General features: G+C 49.6%; 16 protein-coding genes. 3 read left to right on the top strand and 13 right to left on the bottom strand.

What is annotated here, in order from left to right; translation table 11 throughout:
* Positions 1-41 precede the first annotated feature (41 nt).
* From JKP77_RS11875 to JKP77_RS11865, 3 genes are read right to left on the bottom strand one after another with little or no spacing between them, the layout of a single operon-like run.
* The gene (locus tag JKP77_RS11875; protein WP_218311442.1) at positions 42-638 is read right to left on the bottom strand and encodes an acyl carrier protein phosphodiesterase; all 597 of its coding nucleotides are present in this window, start codon (positions 636-638) and stop codon (positions 42-44) included.
* A 41-nt stretch (positions 639-679) separates the two neighbouring features.
* Positions 680-2,566 carry a DUF3857 domain-containing protein gene (locus JKP77_RS11870; protein WP_218311441.1) on the bottom strand — a complete coding sequence of 629 codons (1,887 nt, stop codon included), beginning with the start codon at positions 2,564-2,566 and terminating at the stop codon, positions 680-682.
* A complete protein-coding gene (locus JKP77_RS11865; protein ID WP_218311440.1) occupies positions 2,559-3,596 on the bottom strand; it encodes a hypothetical protein in 1,038 nt (345 codons plus the stop codon). Before JKP77_RS11865 ends, JKP77_RS11870 begins: the two co-directional genes overlap by 8 nt.
* A 325-nt stretch (positions 3,597-3,921) precedes the next feature.
* Between JKP77_RS11865 and miaE the strand changes: the two genes are divergently transcribed.
* Together miaE and JKP77_RS11855 are read left to right on the top strand one after the other, a co-directional pair.
* On the top strand, positions 3,922-4,698 hold the full coding sequence (gene miaE / locus JKP77_RS11860; RefSeq protein WP_218311439.1) for a tRNA isopentenyl-2-thiomethyl-A-37 hydroxylase MiaE: 777 nt from the start codon (positions 3,922-3,924) through the stop codon (positions 4,696-4,698).
* 235 nt (positions 4,699-4,933) lie between these two features.
* Positions 4,934-5,533: a Yip1 family protein gene (locus JKP77_RS11855; protein ID WP_218311438.1), complete on the top strand. Its 600-nt coding sequence runs from the start codon at positions 4,934-4,936 to the stop codon at positions 5,531-5,533.
* 148 nt (positions 5,534-5,681) lie between these two features.
* Here the strand turns inward: JKP77_RS11855 and purF are convergent, their stop codons facing one another.
* From purF to JKP77_RS11805, 10 genes are all read right to left on the bottom strand, one after another.
* Positions 5,682-7,208, bottom strand: coding sequence for an amidophosphoribosyltransferase (gene purF / locus JKP77_RS11850; protein ID WP_218311437.1), 1,527 nt, complete (start codon positions 7,206-7,208; stop codon positions 5,682-5,684).
* Positions 7,209-7,222: 14 nt separating this feature from the next.
* Entirely contained in the window at positions 7,223-7,711 is a 489-nt protein-coding gene (locus tag JKP77_RS11845) for a CvpA family protein (protein WP_218311436.1), read from the bottom strand.
* A gap of 264 nt (positions 7,712-7,975) precedes the next feature.
* Positions 7,976-8,563: an SPOR domain-containing protein gene (locus JKP77_RS11840; RefSeq protein WP_218311435.1), complete on the bottom strand. Its 588-nt coding sequence runs from the start codon at positions 8,561-8,563 to the stop codon at positions 7,976-7,978.
* Between the two features lie 18 nt (positions 8,564-8,581).
* On the bottom strand, positions 8,582-9,835 hold the full coding sequence (folC, locus tag JKP77_RS11835; RefSeq protein ID WP_218311467.1) for a bifunctional tetrahydrofolate synthase/dihydrofolate synthase: 1,254 nt from the start codon (positions 9,833-9,835) through the stop codon (positions 8,582-8,584).
* Between the two features lie 287 nt (positions 9,836-10,122).
* Positions 10,123-10,968: an acetyl-CoA carboxylase, carboxyltransferase subunit beta gene (accD, locus tag JKP77_RS11830; protein WP_218311434.1), complete on the bottom strand. Its 846-nt coding sequence runs from the start codon at positions 10,966-10,968 to the stop codon at positions 10,123-10,125.
* Between the two features lie 390 nt (positions 10,969-11,358).
* A complete protein-coding gene (gene truA / locus JKP77_RS11825; protein ID WP_218311433.1) occupies positions 11,359-12,150 on the bottom strand; it encodes a tRNA pseudouridine(38-40) synthase TruA in 792 nt (263 codons plus the stop codon).
* Positions 12,151-12,396: 246 nt separating this feature from the next.
* A complete protein-coding gene (locus tag JKP77_RS11820; RefSeq protein WP_218311432.1) occupies positions 12,397-16,158 on the bottom strand; it encodes a FimV/HubP family polar landmark protein in 3,762 nt (1,253 codons plus the stop codon).
* Between the two features lie 441 nt (positions 16,159-16,599).
* Entirely contained in the window at positions 16,600-17,616 is a 1,017-nt protein-coding gene (locus JKP77_RS11815; protein WP_218311431.1) for an aspartate-semialdehyde dehydrogenase, read from the bottom strand.
* A 58-nt stretch (positions 17,617-17,674) separates the two neighbouring features.
* Positions 17,675-18,823 (bottom strand): 4-phosphoerythronate dehydrogenase, encoded by a 1,149-nt coding sequence (locus JKP77_RS11810; protein WP_218311430.1) that lies wholly within the window; start codon positions 18,821-18,823, stop codon positions 17,675-17,677.
* Between the two features lie 368 nt (positions 18,824-19,191).
* Positions 19,192-19,947, bottom strand: coding sequence for a class II aldolase/adducin family protein (locus JKP77_RS11805; protein WP_218311466.1), 756 nt, complete (start codon positions 19,945-19,947; stop codon positions 19,192-19,194).
* A 163-nt stretch (positions 19,948-20,110) separates the two neighbouring features.
* Between JKP77_RS11805 and JKP77_RS11800 the strand changes: the two genes are divergently transcribed.
* Positions 20,111-20,824: a Crp/Fnr family transcriptional regulator gene (locus JKP77_RS11800; protein ID WP_218311429.1), complete on the top strand. Its 714-nt coding sequence runs from the start codon at positions 20,111-20,113 to the stop codon at positions 20,822-20,824.
* Positions 20,825-20,920: the final 96 nt, after the last annotated feature.

The raw sequence follows: 20,920 nt of genomic DNA, 5'->3' as shown, positions 1-20,920 counted from the left end.
GACGTTACGCCGGTAGCCAGCCGCCCTTACCGGCTATTTCATCAGCGTCCGAAGCCGTCCTCTATATTCCGGCGTTTTACCTCATTGACAAGCTCAGGAAAGAAAACACCAAACCGCTCCCTTAGCTCTTTATCATGATGGCTAATCTCCTGCGTTATTCGTGCAAACTGATTTGGAAACCTGACCCGACGAGCAAGGTTCTCTATGGCCTTCAACGTACCATCATGTGACGCATAATGCCCAAACCAGTCACGCTCTATAACCGACGTCACGACACGGTGCATCGGCGCTGGCATGGCCTGTAATCGCGAAGACAGACGGCGGTAACACTGTGCTTTAAAGCTGTCAAAATCCTCGCTGTGATAAAGCTCCCATTCGCTTATAAGGTAATGATCAAACAGTACATCCAGTGCAACCCCGGAGAACCGGCGGGTGTGACGTGAAAACAGGGCCCTGGCACTTTTCACCTGCGGATGATTATCGGTAAACCTGTCCACCAGAAGGTGATTTTGAACACCGGCCTGCACGGCTTGCGGATAGCGATGAGTGTCTGCCCCTTTACGAAAATCACCCAGTAAATTCCCCATAAAAGAATCACTGGTAGGCTGCGCAAGATAAAGGTGAGCAAAATAGTTCATGCGCCCATTATGCACCAGCCCGATAAGGGTGGAAACCCACCCTACTTCGTGGCGGAACCGGCGAACGTGATCAAGCTGTAGTCAGACAGGGCTGATATAAAGGCGTTGAACTGGGCAAATTCCTCCGCAGTCAGCTTTCTTGCGGGGATCTGAAGCCTGCTTATGACTTTCAGGACTTCCTGACCGTCTCGCGGTTGCTGATGCGAGACGTCGCGGGACAGTGTTCCATAAAGGTGCTCGAAATCGAGTGCAACAGGCTTACGGCTGATGTGCCAGGATTTTGGAAATGTCATTGTGTAAGTTGACGTTATTTTCGCCCCGGGGAAATACACATCATACCGGGTATTTTCAATTCGTGAGGTTTCCAGTTCATGTTGGACCCACGCATCTGACTCTTCCAGTAAAAACCCGTCCGTGGCCGAGAAATAAGGCGAGAACGTGGTTTTAGACTGGCTTCGCATTTCCGCAGTCAGTTCATCAACACCATGAAATGAAAATACCGGTTCAGCGCCGTCAGCGACAATACTCTCGTACAATTCTGAGGCCCATTTCTGGCGATCATCCTCTCCGAGCCCGGAAAGCTTGCTGCGGATCTGTCCCTCGTAGGCATTCAGGTACGTTACCGTTTGCACTTCTGTCTGGCCACCATCCGGAGTGAAAGCAATATCGGAAGATGCCTCCAGTCTCCAGCGATATTGATCCGCCGGAATAACGCTCAGCGATGGCTCACCATTAAGCGGCAATGCCACCCGGTTCTGGATCCAGTCTGAAATATCCGTCCATGGGGTATAAGCATCTGTTGGATCAAGACAACGCATTTCATCATTCTCGAAGCACACCACCACATGATCGAAGGTTGAAACAGACGGAAGTAACACCTTATTGGGCTCACGTCGCTCCGTCGCCACCAACACCGGGTTTGCGTCAACCCCAATTTCCCGTAGTAGTGCCAGCAACAGGACTGACTTATCCTTGCAATCGCCATAACGGTTGGCGATGGTGCTGTCTACATGATGCGGGACAATGGCGTGCCCGGCTTCTGACATAGAGACGTAACGCACATCACGGGCTACAAACTCATATAATGCGGCAATTTTTTCTTCTTTTGTCTCCGCGCCTTCCGTCAGCGTTAGTGCCAGTGAAGCAACTTGTGTACTGTTGTTCATTGCGTCATTAAACCCGGATAGCACTATATCCTGCACGGCTTCCCAACTGTCTAACGTAGTGATCGCTATCTGCCCAAGCTCATCGCTCCAGCTAACTTCCTCATCCTGCTCGGCTGGCGGAATGTTTTCACCGGTACACCGAAATGTATTGCCCGTCTGCTCGCAGGTAACCTGTTCGCTGTTGCTTGCTCCGAGCAAAGGTCTGGCATCTGTCCATGATGCTTCAAACTCATAGTTGAGTGTATTGGCGTGCAATTGTGGTCGGTGCAATGCAGACCAGTAACCCTCCGCTGTCAGCGGATGTACAATCTGATACTGAATTACCGTCGCACCGCCAGCCTGAAGGCCGGGATAAGAAATTATCTTTTGTCGGGTATCGGTAAACGTATTGTAGGAATCAGACTCAACCTCTTTCACGTTCTCTGCGCTCACCTCCCGTACCTTGCCCTCTGGCGAGATAGTGCCGGCAAAGAGGATCTGAAAAGACTCTTGATCAGGACGGTAATACACAGACTCGTATCCGGAGTCCTGAACTGTGGATTTCGTTGGGTAGAACCAGATTGTGGTTACGGTAGTTGTCGCTTTATCCTGCGCCAGCGTAATGCTGATCCGCTTTTCCAGCGCAGTTAACACATCGGTTTGCTTGTCGATCTGTGAGAGCGCATTTTTTGCCTGCTCGACTATCGGTGTCGTTTGGGCGAAAACAGGGAATATTGTGACCAACAACAACAGACCCAGCCAGCGGTTAATACATTTACTCATCGAAGCCAAATCCTTTTGCATCTTTAATAAAATCGTCTTTGTACTTATCCATTATTCCGGGACTGGCTTCAAAATAGCCTACTAACTCAATTATTTGATTGTTATCGCCTTCCAGCTGACTGGCGAGGTAGATAACACGGTTATCTTTTGACGCAGATTCGCACAACGTCCAGGTATATACCCGTGTGGAGTTCTCAATAAACGTGCGCGTAAAATCACACTCAGGTGAAGTCATACTGCTGACAAATCCGTCATACCGGTTATTGCTGAGGTTTTGCATCGACTCTTCATCGTTATAAATAAACACGGCATACCACATATCAGGTAACGGCCCTACCAGCTCAAAGACTGCGGTGCCGTCGGTAACCGTACCGATTTCTACTTTTTTCCACCCAGTCTGACTTAGCGGAAGAAAGTAAGGCTGCCCTGGTTGTTTTACTGACGTGTGAGCAGCGTACTCTTCTGTCATGGCCAGTTTAATCTCTTCATGCAAAAGAATACCGAAAACAGCTGTCAGAAGCGGTGTAAACAGTAACACCGCTATCCATTCCGGGACATTATACCCGGCCGAGCGAGGCATCACCGGTTTCTGACTGGCGCGTCGACGAAGGCGGTTCATTCTGATATGCAAGGGAATAAACCAAACCACCAGCACTAAAAAGAGCCCCAATTGCGTCAGCGCTTCCAGGGTGACGACCGTTGCCAGGTTTGAGGCTACGGTTAAGCCGAAAAATCCTGCCATCCACAAGTAATCAAAGATCGCGGGCCAGCGCGGACAATCCAGCTGCTTCTGGGCATCGCGCAAAGCGGTGAAAAAGCGTGGAAATGCAAATGGTTGCAAAATCGCGAAAAAGGGAACAAATATCCACAACACAGGCGTAGACGGCTGGCCGGCGATCCGACGACAGTCCCGGGCTGCCAGATAAAACCACACTCCAAGATACAAACCGGCCGTGGCAAAAACCAGTAGTGCTTCAAGCAAAAAATGACGTGTAGGTGCAGTTACCGGAGTCGCGTCGGAGCTCTGCATACTTCAATTCCTTCTGTCGTGATCTCAGGCGAGCCGAATGGATACCCGTTCGTATCGTGTAAGTGTTTATTATTCGTTGAGTTCATACTGCAAATTCACCGCAGCAGGTTTGTTTTATATCAGAATTAATCCGTTATACCAATGACGGGCGTGCGCCGAGCGGCACTGATTTATGATTCACCCGTACCCATCGACATTCCTGCGAGTCTGAGTTCGTTTACAAACTGCGGTGAATTTTCCGCACACACCAATTATCACTTGAACCCCCAGCCAGGATCCGTACTATGACGACGCGTTTACTTTGCCCGTTGTTCAGGACACGACCATGACACATGTTCATTCAGAAATTTCAGATCTACTGACCCCTGTGAGCCAGTTTCTGCAATGCCAGACACCGAACGCATGGATTGAAGAAGCTGTGAAGCCTGAACATTTACGCATTCTGCTAACGGACCATCTGATCTGCGAATTAAAAGCCGCACAATCTGCGATGTATTTGCTGCGCCGCTATATTGCTGATGACAGTACCAGTGGACAGTTGCTGGATTGGTTGCGCCCTTATGAGGACTTCACCTATCGTCACCAGGGAAACTGGCAGGATCTGCACACGAAAAATTTATCTAAATCGTTGTTTCCGGTCACACATCTGGACGCTTTTCAGTCAAGCCTGCTGGATAAGATGGTATTGCTGATAAAAGAAGAGTTACACCACTTCTATCAGGTGCTTGAAATCATGCACGCTATGGGGATGGAGTATCGCTCTGTGACCTCAAGCCGCTACGCTAACGGCATGCTTAAACACGTCCGCACTTACGAGCCACAGAAGCTGATCGATAAGTTAATCTGTGGTGCTTATATTGAAGCTCGCTCCTGTGAGCGATTCGCCAGCCTGATCCCTTATGTCGATAACACGCTGGCTAAGTTTTATATGTCTCTGTTGCGTTCTGAAGCCCGCCATTTTGAAGATTACCTTACGCTGGCAAAAGAGATTGCCGACCATGATATTCAGGAACGCGTTGCCCATTTTGGTGACGTAGAGAAAACACTCATTCTGTCTCCTGATAACGAATTTCGTTTTCATAGCGGACCATTGGCTGCCTGAGTCTCTTCTATATACTAAGCCACCGAAGTTCTCTCCAATTTACAAGCAGATTGTCTCGAAACCCTAAGTAGCCCTGCACTGTATCTTCACGCAGAATCAAGGGCTTATCACAACTGATCATATTTTCACCATTAATTGTTGACGAAATCACCAGCTTAAGACAGACTGATGTAAAAGAGTTGTTAATAAACTGTAATTAACAACATATCGCGCAACATCAGCTACGGTAAAATCTATGATCCTGAATCACCTTGTGGGCATCTATACCCATCCAAAAGAAGAGTGGCAAAGCATTGATCGTAAACACGAAAATTACTTTTATGCTCTTAGTCATATCGCAGTAATTGCGCTTATCCCGGCAATTATCGCTTACTATTCAGCAGCGTACCTTGGGTGGAGTATTGGTGCGGGCGACTTGATCAAACTTACTCCCCAAAGTGCTCTCGGAATGGCTTTCGGTATGTATTTTGGTTTGGTGGCAGGCGTTATCGGACTGGCTGTGCTTATTCATCAGTTGGCGAATGCATTTGATGCGCAACCAACCTACACACAATCTCTGGAACTTGCTGCCTACACCGCCACACCATTGTTTATGGCGGGGTTTGCCGGGCTCTATCCCGAACTCTGGTTCGTCATGACAGCCATTCTTGCGGGTGTAAGCTATTCGGTTTATCTGCTCTATTCCGGTGTACCTATTCTGATGCATATCCCGGAAGAAAAAGGGTTTATCTACGCAAGCTCAGTGGTCACCTGTGGTCTTGTGTTGATGGTGATCCTGATGGCGTCATCGGTAATTTTGTGGAGTATGGGCTTCGGTCCGGTGTATGTCCACTAAGGTATGCACGTCACTGCATGCCGACCCTGACTGTTAAAGCAGTCCTTGATACCAATCACCTATCATTGTCGGTTGGTATTACTCACCAAAAGTAAAAAAGCCGCAAATTGCGGCTTTTTTTTCGTCTTTACACAGTGACAACCATCAATCAGTCGTCATTGTTGTCCATATTGTGTAAATCCAGGTTAGTCAGTTCAGCCTGAACTACCGGCGCCTTGCGGGACTGTTCGCCACGGGCCATATCAATTTTTTCCAGATAACTTTGGTCAACGTCACCGGTGATGTAATTGCCATCAAAAACCGAGGTTTCAAAACGCGGGATCTCCGGGTTTTCTTCTTTCACGGCATCTACTAGGTCGCTGATGTCCTGGAATATCAGTCCATCGGCCTGAATCAAATCAGAGATCTGGTCAATTTCACGGCCGTAGGCAATCAGTTCGTTGGCTGATGGCATATCAATACCATACACGTTCGGGAAACGAATTTCCGGAGCTGCGGAGGCAAAGTATACCTTCTTCGCACCCGACTCCCGTGCCATTTCGATAATCTGTCCTGATGTTGTTCCACGAACAATAGAGTCGTCGACTAATAGTACGTTTTTGCCTTTGAACTCCGAAGAAATCGCATTTAGCTTACGACGTACAGATTTTTTCCGCATCGTCTGACCAGGCATGATGAAGGTACGGCCAATGTAACGGTTCTTCACAAACCCCTGGCGATACGGAAGCTCCAGCGTGTTAGCTATTTGCAACGCTACATCCATTGAGGTTTCCGGGATGGGGATCACCACATCAATGTCAAGATCAGCCCATTCGCGGGCGATTTTTTCACCCAGCTTACGGCCCATGTTTACGCGAGACGCATATACCGAGATACCGTCAATAAACGTATCCGGACGGGCAAAATAAACAAATTCGAAAATACACGGCGACGTCATTGGATTTTCCGCGCACTGCTGTGTGTGGAGTTCGCCTGCTTCTGTAATATATACTGCTTCACCAGGAGCAACGTCGCGAATAAACGTAAAGCCAACCGCGTCAAGCGCCACACTTTCAGACGCTACCATCCACTCTTCACCAAGTTCTGTGACACGCTTACCCAGCGCCAGAGGACGAATGCCGTTAGGGTCACGAAATGCCAGTACACCTTGTCCAATAATGGCTGCAACCACAGCGTAAGCGCCACGGATTTTCTTGTGCACCTTGGTAACGACTTTAAAGATGTCACCGGCACTAACTGTTAGCTCAGTGCATTGCTGAAGTTCGTGAGCCAGAATATTTAGCAGCAGTTCTGAATCAGAGGTCGTGTTGATGTGGCGACGGGCAATACGGAAAACCTCTTCCTGCAACTCATGGGCGTTAGTTAAGTTGCCGTTGTGTGCAAAAGCGATACCGAACGGAGAGTTCACATAAAACGGCTGCGCTTCCGCTGAGCTGGAGGTACCTGCTGTCGGATAGCGAACATGGCCGATGCCCATATTCCCGGTCAGACGCTTCATGTGACGCGTGTGGAAAACATCACGCACCAGGCCATTAGCCTTTCGCAGGTTAAACATGTTCCGGTCTATGGTCATTATACCGGCAGCATCCTGGCCACGGTGCTGAAGCACGGTGAGGCCGTCATACAACGACTGCGCTACCGGGGTTTTACCAACTATTCCGACAATACCACACATCTGAGTTACCTATTTCAAGCGGGTTTTAAGAAACTTGAGCCGTCTTTCACAAATGCAAAAAACCATTCAATAATGATAGCGAACTCAGGTATCAATACCGAATTTTGCCACCATTGAGACGACGCTGAGGGCGTAAAGGTGTCCATAAAAAACAACAATGCACTAACAATCAATGCGCCGCGCAACGCGCCAAAAACAGCACCAAGAGCGCGATCTGTGCCAGATAATCCGGTAGCCTGAACTAACTGCCCGAACGCATAGTTCAGCATGGCTCCCATGATCAACGTCGCGATGAACAACACCGCAATAGCGGCACCATTACGTAATAATTCGTCTTCAATCCGTGTGAAGTATACTGCCAGGTCGGCATAAAACTGACTTGCAATGAAAAGTGCGCCAAACCAGACGACTAAAGAAATGGCTTCTTTAACAAAGCCTCTAATCAGGCTAATTAAGGTAGATACCGCGATGATACCCAGAATGGAAAAGTCTACCCAGTTCATTGTCTCATAATCAGCTCGTTGTGCCCGAAATATTACCTTCGGGATGCCCATGGCGAGATGGCGCGCATTCTATCAGAAGGATGAATGATTACCAATCAGTATTCCAATTTCCAGTGCTGAGATTTGTAACGGAGTATCATCGGCTGTGCAGACCCAGAGCGCAGAGACTGTTTGTGCGAATATTTCAGAATGGGCCGCTGTCATGAGGATCGTCCGACGAGTTGCATTCCTGCACTGAGGCAGACGCCTCCATAATTTCAGCGTTTAATCAGCATTGAAGGTGGTAACCTTTCCTTTAAGGCCGGTCACTTCTTTGAGATGAGGCAACGCCGACTCCAACTTTGCGCGATCTAAATCCGGGCCCACAAACACTTTGGTAAGCGGTCCCGAGCGGGTTTGAATGGGTCGGCTAAATGCGCGATAACCTGCATTCTCCAGTTTAGTAAGCAGTTGTTTAACGTTTTTCTGATGGCGGAAGCTACCGAGCTGCACCACCCAACCTGCATCTTCTTCTGCAACCTGCGGTTCATTCACCACCGTCTGCCGGGCAAGTTCATCTTCCTCCACTGCGACCGGCGCAGAGTCCTGGGCTTCAGGCTCGGATGATGTGGGTTCGTCATCTATGGCAGGCTCTTCAACAATTTCCATCGGGCGTTGTGCCGCGTTAGCCACGCGCTCTGCGGGGAAAGGCTCAGGATTTACTATCGGCTTTTTAGCAGGCGCTGCCGGAACACTGACAAAGGCTTCTTCCTGGCTTTCTTTTTTCCCATCAAGAAAATCTGGAAGGAAAATTACAGCCAAAGCGACAATGATGATGGTTCCTACCAGCCGGTTCTTTAGTGCCGACGTCACGTTAAGCTCCTGTCTATACTACGGGTAAGTATGCAACGCTAATACATCTGCTACGGTAAGGAAAGAGCCAAATACAAAAATCATGTCAGATTGCGCGCAATTCGAACGGGCGAAGGCATAAGCGTCTTCCACACTGGCAAAAGTCTGGCTGTTTTTTTGCAGTTTTACCGGCAGTCCGGATTGCAGCGCCTCAGCAGATAACCCTCTGGGACCAGACGTCGCCGCCAGTAACCAGGTAGCATCCAGTGACTCAAAAGGTGCCAGTGTCTCCACAATGGATTTATCTTTTAACATACCAGCCACAATGTACAGATTGTCATACTGATACTCAGACAACCAGGTCATCATCTGACGTGTTGCCTGCGGATTGTGACCCACATCCACCACAACTCTGGGTGCACTGTCAAGTTGCTGACGGCGCCCTGCCATTTCAGTATTTGCAATTACCCGGGCTGCTTCTTTTGCATCAGGCAACCAGCCCAGTTGATGTAATGTTGCAAGCGCGGTTGCGGCGTTTTGCAGCGGAATAACGGGCTTAGGAAGCGCCTTCAGACTTACCTCACCGCAGTGCCAATCCCACCCGTCCTGGTGTTCAGTAACAGTGAAATCCCGCTCTGCCCATAATGCCTTTGCCTGAAAACGCGTTACTTCTTCGTGCAAGGTTGAAGGCGGCTGCCTGTCACCGATCACCGCCTTTATCCCGGGACGCATGATCCCGGCCTTCTCTACCGCAATTTTTTCTCTGGTGTCGCCCAGCCAATCCTGGTGGTCTAAATCAATCGTGGTGATCACAGCAATATCAGGATCGACGATATTGGTCGCATCCAGTCGACCACCCAGACCGACTTCAAGGATCACAATGTCTGCCTGCCACTCCATCATCATTTTCATGGCCGCCAGTGTGCCAAATTCAAAGTATGTCAGCGTGGTATCGCCTCTGGCCGCTTCCACACAAGTGAACGCCTCGCAAAACGCAGCTTCTGTTGGCAGCTCACCATTGTAACGAACGCGTTCGCGATAGGTTAGCAAGTGCGGGGAACTGTATACCGCAACGCTTTTACCCTGCGCTATTGCGGCCTGTTCGAGAAATTTACAGGTTGTGCCTTTGCCGTTAGTTCCGGCAACGGTAATGACGGTACGATCGGTAAACGTGAGCCCGAGTGTGGCGGCGACAGTCTCGACCCGTTCAAGTCCCATATCAATGGCAGAGGGGTGAATGGATTCTAAATAGGTAAGCCACTGCGCAAGAGAACGATCTGCAGGCGCTGGCATGGTGCTTTGATGCGTATTCACTGTAAAAGCTGTTTATCGTTTTGGGATTTCATAATGTGGGAAGATATACCGGGTTTGCTACTTAGTGCAAATGACGATAGCAGGATGAAGTGACGCTATCGATAATCAGGACTGAGCAACTCAGACCATACGCTCCCGAACGGGAGCGTATGGCAGCGAAAACGTTCGTAACGATTGTTCAGACAACAATCAGCAAACTGAGCGACATTCCGGCGTTGCCAGAAATTCCCGCCCTTCCTATACCGGCTAACATCAGTATCCGGGGTTTAGTTTGGCCGATGCAGCTTCAGTAGCACACCGTGCAATTTGTCCCGCATCTGACGACGGTCGACAATCATATCAATAGCGCCCTTGTCCAACAGAAACTCACTACGCTGGAAACCTTCCGGCAGCGTCTCACGCACAGTTTGCTCTATCACACGCGGGCCGGCAAAGCCGATCAGCGCCTTTGGTTCAGCTACGTTGATATCACCAAGCATCGCCAGACTTGCCGATACACCGCCCATTGTCGGGTCGGTTAATACGGAAATATAAGGCAAACCTTTTTTGCTTAGTTTCGCCAGTGCAGCTGAGGTTTTCGCCATTTGCATCAGCGACATCAGTGCTTCCTGCATACGGGCACCACCACTGGCAGAAAAACAAATAAGCGGCATGTTGTGTTCAAGACAGGCTTCGACGGCTTTCACAAAGCGCGCACCAACCACAGAAGCCATCGAACCGCCCATAAAGGCAAACTCAAAGCTCGCGACGACTACGGGCATCCCTTTCAACTTGCCCTGCATAACAATCAGCGCGTCTTTTTCATTAGTGCTTTTTTGCGCCGCAGAAATACGATCTTTATACCGCTTTGAATCTTTAAATTTCAGTATGTCCTGAGGTTCGAGATCGGCACCAATTTCTTTGCGGTCTTTCTCATCAAGAAATGCATCAATACGCTTGCGGGCATTAATGCGCATGTGGTGGTCACACTTAGGACAGACCTCTAATTGCTTTTCCAGGTCGGTTTTATACAAGACCGCCTGGCAAGATGAACATTTGGTCCAGATACCTTCCGGTACGTTCCCTTTGGTAGAAGTCTGGGTACGTGGGAGGATTTTTTGAATCCAGCTCATGAAAAACGAATCCTTTTAACTGTGTCACTGCCTGCCGTGCTTAGTCTGTATTGTTCGTGCGCGGTGCATAGTGAATCTTAACGCATGTGATAGCGCGGTATTAGACCACATTCCATCTAAATGGAAAAAACAAAACTGGTCTAAGAAGTTATACCTGAGCATAATACGGCTGCGCCGGAATTGCGAGTGAATGTCTGCTAACCTTGCGTATTTCCGGCCTTTTTGCGAAGCAGGCCACGCTTGTCTACAGTAAAAAGCGGCTATTGGGTATTGTCAGGCCCGATGTTTCGGGGGATAACGCATCAATGCGCTACTGCCGGGCTCATCAGAAAACAAGCAAATTATCACCTTACCATTGCCTGAGCGACTATAGACTTATTCGCACCTTTCTTAATTTTCCGGCAGAAACAAGGGGCCTAATGGCGCACGGGGAAGTGCAAAGTGCTCAGGGTATGTTACATCAACCAGATACAGTCCGTTTGGCTTGGCCGTAGCGGCAGCCGCCGTTCTGTCTTTTAGTGGCAACAATTGCGCAATCCAGTCTGCGGGCTTCTCACCAGCACCAATTTCAATTAGCGAGCCGGTGATATTTCGCACCATATGATGTAAAAATGCATTGGCCCGGATATCAAGTATGACGTACTGGCCCTGACGGGAAACCGAAACATGCGTGACGTTACGAAATGGCGTTTTCGACTGACAAAGCGCGGCTCTGAATGATGTGAAGTCTTGCTCGCCAAGCAATGCCTGCGCAGCGTCATGCATTTTCGCAGCATCCAACTCACGATAAACATGTGTTACACCGCCATGCAAAATTGCCGGTCGCAATCTGGCATTGTAAATGACATAGCGATAGCGCCGGTGAGTAGCAGAAAAACGGGCATGGAAATCGTCATCAACCGGCTTGCACCAGGTAACAGCAATAGAATCAGGAAGATTCGCGTTTACCCCCATTGTCCAGGCACGCTCCGGACGAGAGGCATCACAATCAAAATGCACAACCTGGCCGGTGGCATGCACACCGGCATCGGTGCGTCCTGCGCATTGCACATTAATGGTGGTGTTGGCGACAACAGAGAGCGCTTTTTCCAGATATTCCTGTACGCTGGGCACTTCCCGCTGGCGTTGCCAGCCAAAATGCGCAGCTCCATCGTACTCAATACCTAAGGCGATACGCGCCATTGCCCTACTCCCGTTCAGAAAAATCGGCTAAGTGTAGTCACACCGCTTTCCAAGTGCAACCGTCTGAGGAAGTGACTTCTACGATGACCAGTCAGAAACTATCCCGAAGCTCACCGGAAAAAAACAGCGGCCTGCGCGAATAAAAGAAATAAGACAACACGCCTCTGTATCAGGCAGGAGACGTGCTGAGAGTATTGAGTTACGAATTGTAGCAGTGAGTCGCACCAGTAAAGCGCGCCAGCCAAATTATCCGCTGATAGATTTTAACAGCGTTGCCGCCTCTTCCTGCTGATCAGAACTTCCCTTTTCGACCACTTCTTCCAACAGCTCTTTTGCGGCATCCATATCATCCATCTCCATATAAACGCGAGCTAAGTCCAGATTGGCGCTTTGACCGGCATCTTTATCAATGTCGATAGCCTCATCGCTATCACCGATACCGGTGAAGTCCGCCAGGCTAACATCCAGATCCAAAGGCATTTCATCAAGGTCACTGGCTTCTTCGTCATCAGACTCATCCATCAACGATTCAATGTCCAGATAATCTTCAGTGTCCTCATCTTTCTCACCTGAGCCTGTATCTTGATCTGCCAGAGTGGCCGCGTTTTCATCACTTTCACTTAACAGCGCATCCAGATCCAGATCAGGATTGTCCAGCTCAAACGCCTTTTGCGCATCATCCTTCTTATCGGCTTCGATGGAATCGAGCAATTCATCGAACTCAGTGCTCTCCAGATCATCAAGAATTTCATCATCGTCACTCTCTTTGGAGCCGCTGAGCCAGTCGTCAAGGCCGGGAACATCCTCAAGCTCATTGATATCATTTTCAGTCTCTGATGTCCGCTCAACACCATCTTCCTCTTGCTCCAGTTCAAAGGAGTCGACGTCATCGTAGGCGTCATCCAGAAGGCTGTCATCAAAGTCGTCAACATCGGTATCAGACTCAGGTTCAGATATCACGTCCTCGCCTGGAGACGTTTCGCTGAACGCAGGAATATCATCCATCATCTGCTTGTCGAAGGCATCCAGTGCCTCTTCAAGTGGATCTGTCGACGCTACTTCATCAGAGTCCTCTGGCAGTTCCGGAATTTCGCTGTCGTTGTCTTCTTCTTCCAACGAAGTTTCATCACTTGCGGCATCTGTGTCTTCATCTTCAACCGGAAGAGTAACGTCATCGCTCTCTGGCAGTGTCTCATCAGCGTCAACGGCATCAGCTTCATCTGAAGCCAGCGGGTCGGTATCGACATCGATATCATCGACGTTATCCGTCACTGATTCGGTTTCATCATTGTCCGGTTCTTCTGATGCTGATTCAGCTAAGTCAGAATCTGGTTCTTCTAACTCTGTCGAATCATCTGCTTGCGAGGAATCATCAGACTCTGCCGTGATATCCTCATCATCGATTTCCGGCAGTGTTTCTGTCGCAGCTTGTTCATCGTCTGATGCTTGCAATTCTGCTGTCGACGTGTCGTCGGTCTCATCTGCGTCAACAACCTGCTCTGACCCGTCGGGTTCTTCGACGCTGTTTTGGCCAAGCTGCTCATCAATGTCATCTGCGATGGCATCAATATCAAGACCATCGCTGTCTTCATCGGCTACTGAGTCATTTTCGTCTGTACTCAGCTCGCCTGCTTCGAAGGCAGGCTGCTCTTCTTCTGCCTGTTCATCGTCAAGCTGTTCACTCTCGATCTGCAAATCGTCGATCTGGGCGTTTTCGTCCTGCTCATCTTCATCCTGGTCGGCTTCAAGTTCCGCAAGCAGCTCGTCTGTTAACGGGTCGTCAATCTCGTCATCAGATACCGTGTCATCAGCAGTGTCACTTTCATTCTCGTATTCAGCTTTTTCAACGTGCTCGTCAGCATCAGCGTCATCTTCTGTACCGGTTTCAAGCTCTGACAACAACTCATCGGATAGCGCATCGAGCTCACTACTGCTGTCTTCCTGCTCAAGCTCGGCCAGAAGTTCATCGCCTAACGGATCATCAATATCTTCTGAGATATCAAAACTGTCTTCGACATCTACGCTATCAGACTCATCACCTGCAGACAGGCTGTCTATGACATCCAACTGCACGTTATCTGGCTGCGCTTCATCTTCCGCCTGCAATTCAGAAATAAGTTCATCGGAAAGCGGATCGTTAAATTCATCCGCGTTCTCCATATCTGCAAAGTCGATTTCTTCAAGGTCATCAGTGATGCTGTCAAGATCCTGAATGGCTTGCGGTGACGGTTTTGACGGTGCAAGCGTATCGTCATCTTCATCCGTACCTTCCGGCTCATCCTCATCTTCTTCCAGCAGACCGCCCATCATCTCAAGCTGCTCAATTTCACCGATAATGTTATCGGTCAGACGATCAAGCTGCTGATTCTGGTCGTGGATTTCTTTGTCCAGCTTCTCCAGCATCTCTTCGTTGACAGTGTCATCATCCATCCCCAGCGTAGCCGCAAGCGACTCTTCTTCGGGATCTTCTTCCAGCAACTCATCAATACTGATTTCTGGCTTTTCTTCTTCATCTTCAATCGGCGCTACCGGAATAGCTGAAAGATTCTCGTCATCTGCGACATCTTCAGCTTCACTATCCTGCGGTTCATCAGAGGTTGAATTGTCGGTAACGCTGACTTCAAACTCGTCTTCTTCATCGACTTCCTCAACCTGACCGGCTGAAGCGAGAAGATCATCGATATCATCTTCAGAAACATCCTCTGAAGGCAGATCCTCGTCAAGGTCGGAATCAAGATCAGCATCATCCTCAGACGCCAGATCTATGCCGCTTAGCTCATCAATTTCCAGATCGCTCTCGGCATCACTATCGGTAAGATCTTCCTCGTCAAACAGGCTGTCCAGATCATCCTGGTCAAGGGCGTCCGCGCCCTCTTCAAAGCTGTCGTCATCTTCGTCGCTGTCCGGCACCAGCATGTCATCGTCCAGATCTGCAAAGTTCTCCAACTCATCATCCAGCGCTTCTTCCAGTTCGTTGGACAGCACATCGTCAAGCAAGTCATCATCGTTAAACAGTTCATCGTCAGACAATTCAGCACTGTCATCCAGGTCATCGGAAATAACGCTGGCCAGATCATCCAAATCGTCTGTCGGTGCGGGAGCAACTTCTTTAACCGGTTCCGGCGCTGCAGCTACAGGCGCCGGCGCGTCTTTATTTCTGCCTAGCAACCAGGCAACCAGCCCGCCTACCAGTAGCAATGTAATTACCCCAGAGCCAATAATCATGGCCATTGGCGAGGTGAGCATGTTGGTAAGAGAACTTTCTTTCTCAGCCAGGCGCTGTCGCTTCTCTTCTTCCATCATCGCCAGCAGTTGTTGCTGTAGTGCTACCTGATTGTCAATCTGAGACTTAACATCACCTTCTAACTGCGCACGTAAATTCTGAAGGTCGTCATTTACCCGCTCTATCCGTTCGTAAAGCTTGTTATTATTGTCCAACAATGTCTGCACATTGGTGATCGATTCGGCAAATTGTTGCCGCAGCTCATCGAACTGCTGGGACTGCTGTGAGTCCAGCTGATTAATTTGCTGCTCAATGGCAGATTTTGTCTGAGTAAGGTCTTCCTGGCTGGCCAGAGGGACCGGGGGCTTGATATTCTTTGACGGGTCGGGGTTTTCTAAAGCCTGCGCAAAGTTTTTTTCATCCTGCTCAGCGCGCGTGCGGGCACGCTCCGGATCAATTCGCGATATGTATTGCTCTGAGGGGAGTTGCAGGGTTGCACCGTCAACCAGCAAATTGAGATTGCCTTCTTCAAAGGCATCAGGGTTCAGCTCATAAATCGCTATCATTACCTGATAAATAGACAGGTCTTTATTTTGACGATAGCGCTCTGCGATACGCCACAATGTGTCCTTCGCGTCTATAGGACCGTAGGTGTTTCCGGAAAACTGACTGGTGGCATCTTTAGGCCCCCGAAGCTGTGTCGCTCGCTCCTGCGCATCAACTACTGTTGGGAATACTGACAACAGTGTGGTCAGTAAAAGTAAGCCCGATAAATGCAATTTCATAGCGTTCCTATATGCCCTCAAGCGCCCTGACCATCACGCATTTTTGATAGTCTGCCGCAGGTGATGTGCGAAATTTCGCGTCTGAACATCACCGTTTATTTTTATTCGCGCGAAACATCTGAAAAAGAGATGAAGCCAGATGCTGTCCACTGCCAAGCGCGATCATTGTTATTGTCAAACCGACGCTGTCGACAGCGTCAAAAAACCACCATCCTTATGATATGCAAAGATTAATCCATAAATCGTTGCCTTGCGCATTATTATCTCAAAACTATAAACCAGTTACTCTGGGCAATCTAGTTTAGCGGACCAAAAAAAGCCACAGCCTGCTTATCATAACGCGACAAGTACGACGCAGCGAAAAATAAACGACTTACAGGGAAGGTATCGGCAGAGGCGTAAAAATGTTTACGCCTCTGGTTTGAGGAGGAGGTTACTGGCTTACAGGTAATCGCGGATCAGTGTTTCAGCGATCTGTACGCTGTTGGTTGCAGCCCCTTTACGGATATTATCCGATACCACCCATAAATTGAGGCCTGTCGGATGCGTGATATCATTTCGAATGCGTCCCACATGCACTAAATCGTTGCCACTGGCATTGCCTACCTGAGTTGGAAACTGCTCACGGTCTTCATACACAGTGACGCCAGGCGCATCAGCAAGCAATTGTTTTACCTGTTCAGCATCAATCGGCTGACGTGTTTCCAGATGCACAGCTTCACCGTGACCGAAAAAGACCGGCACACGAACCGCGGTAGCATTCACCAGAATGCTATCGTCACCCATGATTTTCTGGGTTTCCCACGCCATCTTCATTTCTTCCTTGGTATAATCATTATCCATGAAAACGTCGATTTGCGGGATCGCGTTAAACGCTATCTGGCGACTGAAGGCTTCAGGTTTTACTTCCCGTGTGTTCAGCAGGTCAGCGGTTTGTCTGGCCAGCTCTTCCATCGCTGATTTACCCGCACCGGAAACCGACTGATACGTACAAACATTTATCCGCTCAATACCCACCGCATCATGAATCGGCTTCAAGGCTACCAGCATCTGAATCGTCGAACAGTTAGGGTTTGCAATAATGTTGCGGTTTCTGAAGTCTGCTAACGCGTGGGCGTTCACTTCCGGCACCACCAGCGGGATGTCGGGTTCATAACGGAAATGTGAGGTATTGTCGATAACAATGCAGCCAGCCTCAGCGGCTTTCGGCGCAAACTCAGCAGAGACGCTGCCACCGGCAGAGAAGAAGCCAAACTGGGCTTGCGACCAGTCAAACTCGTCTGCATCCAGAACCGTAATCTCTTCACCTTTGAATGTAACAGTGCCACCAGCAGAGCGTTTACTTGCCAGCGGGTACAGAGTCTTAACAGGAAAATCGCGTTTTTCCAGAATATCGATCATGGTCTGGCCGACCAGACCCGTTGCGCCAAGAACGGCTACATCAAAGGCTTGTGACATATTGCGTGAAACTCCTAATCTGAGCAGCGTGTCGGCCACGCTGCAATATCGGTTTGGGTTAGGGAAATTGTAGTGTAAATCCTAAACACTGCAGTTGATTGCGTATTCCTTCAGAAACCGCAGCGTTCAATCGCAAAGTATAGGCTGAACACTCGCGACGCACCCTGTAGGCTTTCCTGAGCGCCGCAAACTGATTGGATTCTGCCATGGCTTGGCGAAAATGCCTATCATCTTCATTAATATCATATATCGAAAAAAACAGTCGGCGCAGGTCGGCGCGTGACAACCTGTCATGTTGTGGGTTTTCCAGCGCCACGGTCAGCGGCGCGACCGGTTCAAGAAAATCACTGAGCTTAAGGCTGACCGGCTTTTCCATCAGCTCACACAGTTGCTCGTAAACCATCTGCGTACCGCGGGTTTTCCCTTCCACTGAATGGCCGGCAATATGAGGAGTAGCCAGCCAGGCAGCATCAATCATTGCCGTATCAATGCCGGGCTCCTGCCAATAGACATCGGTAACAAACCGTGGTGCATCAGGCTGCTTCAGACGACGTAACAACGCAACTTCATCGACGACTTCGCCCCGGCAGGCGTTTATCAGAAGTTGCTTCTCCGTCAGCGTTGACAGCGCAGCGGCATCAATAAGGTTAACGGTAGGATAATCGCCGCCGGTAATGAGGGGCACATGCAGCGAAATAATGTCGCAGTTAAGTACATCATCAAGCTGGCAAAAGTCACGGGGATCACCGGTATTTTCAAGTGGCGGATCGCAAAGCTTATAGGAAATTCCCAGACACGTCAGTCTTGACGCCAATGCAGTCCCGACATGCCCTGCCCCGACAATCCCAACCGTTGCCGAATTTACATCCACGTAGCCTGCATCATCGGCATGTAATATGGCACTGACGACATACTCCGCGACAGCCACGGCATTACATCCGCCTGCCGAGTCCCACTGGATCCCGGCCGCCTCCAGACAGACTTTGTCCAGATGATTGGTTCCGGCCGTTGCGGTAGTAACAAACCTGAGGTTATCGGCGTGCTGTAATAAGGCGCTGTCAACGTTAGTCGTTGATCGTACAACCAGATACTCTGTATCGGTAAGCATCTCCGGCCGCAACGACTGCCAGCTGTACAGCGTGGTGTCACCCAGTGTTTTCATGTATTCCATTCCAAAAGGAATGGTGTCTTCTACAAGTATTTTCATACGCCATAGTGTAACCGAAGCATGTCACCGTGGCGATCTCCGCATCGCGAATTCATCAGGTTACGGCAATACGTGCCGTCGTCCGAGCGGAACCCCGTTAATCAGGGAAGGTGCGAATAAGTCTATAGTCGCTCAGGCTCACAGCCAAGTGACTAATCAAGGCGGTCTTTTGCAGGCCTAACGGGTTAAGTCAAAAAAGACCAACGACGAGTAGGCGCTTGGCTGTAAGCCCCGAAGGGCGATCCCTGAAGCAAACATTTGCGGCGTTAGGCTTCTTGGCAAGGGCGACTGCCATTCCCTGCGAAACCTGCCTTACAACTGCATGCTTCAGGACTCGCTGAGTGAATATAGACTTGTTCGCATCTTCCTTAGTTATCATAGCCGGGATTGGTGCGGTCGAGCCGGCGCAAGAGTCCGGGCCAGGCCAGCGAGCCTCCTGCCTGTTTCGTCACGGTGGAAGCCTGCGCACGAATGCCTTTTAAAATCGGCTCGGGAATCGGGATGAGTTTCTGCCCGGTAGCCTGCGCTTTAATTTGAATCTCACAGGCGCGCTGCAGAATAAACATAAACAGAAAGGCATCAGGAATGTTGTCTGCGCAGGTTAAAAGCCCGTGATTGCGCAGGATCATAAATTGCGTATCTCCCAGGTCATTTACCAGCCTGACCTTCTCATCAGGATTCAGTGCTACGCCTTCGTAGTTGTGATAGGACAATGAAGCAAGTGGAAATAACGATTGTTGTGAGTAAGCTTGCAAGCCATCTTCGAGTACCGACACTGCTACCCCGTCCACTGTGTGCAGGTGCATCACGCATTTTGCATCCTCTCTGGCTTCGTGAACAGCACTGTGGATAGTGAATCCGGCAGGATTGATGTCGTAGTCAGATTCCATCACTTTCTCACCGTTCAGGTCGACTTTCACCAGGCTTGAGGCTGTAACCTCGTCAAACATCATGCCGTAGGGGTTGATGAGAAAATGGTGTTCCGGGCCGGGAACTCTGGCAGAGATATGGGTAAAAACCAGATCGTCCCAACCATACATGGCGACGGCGCGATAACAGGCAGCTAAATCTACCCGTGTTTGCCATTCCGCGTCTGAAACCTGAGATTGAACTGAAGAGGTCATCATTTACTCCTTTGTTGGAAGTACACTGCTTGTTGAGATAATGCGATACCTGAGCTGCGCAGAAGCAATGACGTCAATAAGCCAGCTTCTTTGCCGCTACCATAACCCTACAATACGTGCAAAACATAAAGTAAACTGTCGTAAAAACGACAATGTAATAAATATGTTAACCACAGAACAAGTCCGCAGGCTGTCCACCAGCGCCTGGATGACTGATATCCCAAAGGAACTCAGGCGTCTGCTGTTAAACATTGCGCAGGTAAAAACGGTGATGAAAGGCCAGACAATTCATCGCGCCGGAGACAAACCCACGGGCTTTTACGGTATTGCCGAAGGCCGGGTTCGCATTTTCCAGCCTGGAAAAGAGGGCAATGAGTTGTTGCTGGCACTGCTTACGCCGGGCACCTGGTTTGGTGAAATCTCGCTCTTCGACGGACTCCCCAGAACCCACGATGCCGTGGCCGAGGCCCGCACTACACTGGCGTTCATTCCCACAGCCAGCTTTCACGCCTTACTGGAGCAGCACCCGGCGCTGTATCCGCATTTTACCAGGCTACTGTGCACACGGGTCAGAAGCGCGTTTCAGTTTATTGATTCCTCTGCCACCCTCAACCTCGCGCAACAATTAGTTCGCCGTTTGCTAATGCTGACATCCGGCTATGGCCAGCATCATCCGCAGGCCGGGGTAACGGAAGTAAAAATATCGCAGGAATCGCTGGCCAGAATGATCAACAGCTCTCGCCAAACCGTAAATCAGCTGTTGCAGCAGTTACAACGTGAGGGTTTGCTTGTCGTGCGCTACGGAAAAGTAGTGATTTCTGACTGGGAGCGGTTATCGCAGTGGCTTTCGACATCCGCAGCGCACGCCAACGATTAATCACACCTGAAACCACAGAAACATTGACCGCGAACACGATAGTGACATATAGATACCTCTGAATTTAAAAAGGCGCTATCCTTGAGGTAGCCAGTA

Origin of the sequence: Alteromonas antoniana (assembly GCF_019249295.1) — a bacterium.
GTDB lineage: Bacteria > Pseudomonadota > Gammaproteobacteria > Enterobacterales > Alteromonadaceae > Alteromonas > Alteromonas antoniana.
This window is presented reverse-complemented; position numbering and strand designations above follow the sequence as displayed.

Coding starts and splice junctions, on each gene's coding strand:
- JKP77_RS11875 (WP_218311442.1), bottom strand. CDS start 638: ATGAACTATTTTGCTCACCTTTATCTTGCGCAGCCTACCAGTGATTCT.
- miaE (WP_218311439.1), top strand. CDS start 3,922: ATGACACATGTTCATTCAGAAATTTCAGATCTACTGACCCCTGTGAGC.
- JKP77_RS11845 (WP_218311436.1), bottom strand. CDS start 7,711: ATGAACTGGGTAGACTTTTCCATTCTGGGTATCATCGCGGTATCTACC.
- JKP77_RS11810 (WP_218311430.1), bottom strand. CDS start 18,823: ATGAAAATACTTGTAGAAGACACCATTCCTTTTGGAATGGAATACATG.
- folC (WP_218311467.1), bottom strand. CDS start 9,835: ATGCCAGCGCCTGCAGATCGTTCTCTTGCGCAGTGGCTTACCTATTTA.
- purF (WP_218311437.1), bottom strand. CDS start 7,208: ATGTGTGGTATTGTCGGAATAGTTGGTAAAACCCCGGTAGCGCAGTCG.
- truA (WP_218311433.1), bottom strand. CDS start 12,150: ATGGCGCGTATCGCCTTAGGTATTGAGTACGATGGAGCTGCGCATTTT.
- JKP77_RS11805 (WP_218311466.1), bottom strand. CDS start 19,947: ATGACCTCTTCAGTTCAATCTCAGGTTTCAGACGCGGAATGGCAAACA.
- JKP77_RS11815 (WP_218311431.1), bottom strand. CDS start 17,616: ATGTCACAAGCCTTTGATGTAGCCGTTCTTGGCGCAACGGGTCTGGTC.
- JKP77_RS11870 (WP_218311441.1), bottom strand. CDS start 2,566: ATGAGTAAATGTATTAACCGCTGGCTGGGTCTGTTGTTGTTGGTCACA.
- JKP77_RS11865 (WP_218311440.1), bottom strand. CDS start 3,596: ATGCAGAGCTCCGACGCGACTCCGGTAACTGCACCTACACGTCATTTT.
- JKP77_RS11855 (WP_218311438.1), top strand. CDS start 4,934: ATGATCCTGAATCACCTTGTGGGCATCTATACCCATCCAAAAGAAGAG.
- JKP77_RS11820 (WP_218311432.1), bottom strand. CDS start 16,158: ATGAAATTGCATTTATCGGGCTTACTTTTACTGACCACACTGTTGTCA.
- accD (WP_218311434.1), bottom strand. CDS start 10,968: ATGAGCTGGATTCAAAAAATCCTCCCACGTACCCAGACTTCTACCAAA.
- JKP77_RS11800 (WP_218311429.1), top strand. CDS start 20,111: ATGTTAACCACAGAACAAGTCCGCAGGCTGTCCACCAGCGCCTGGATG.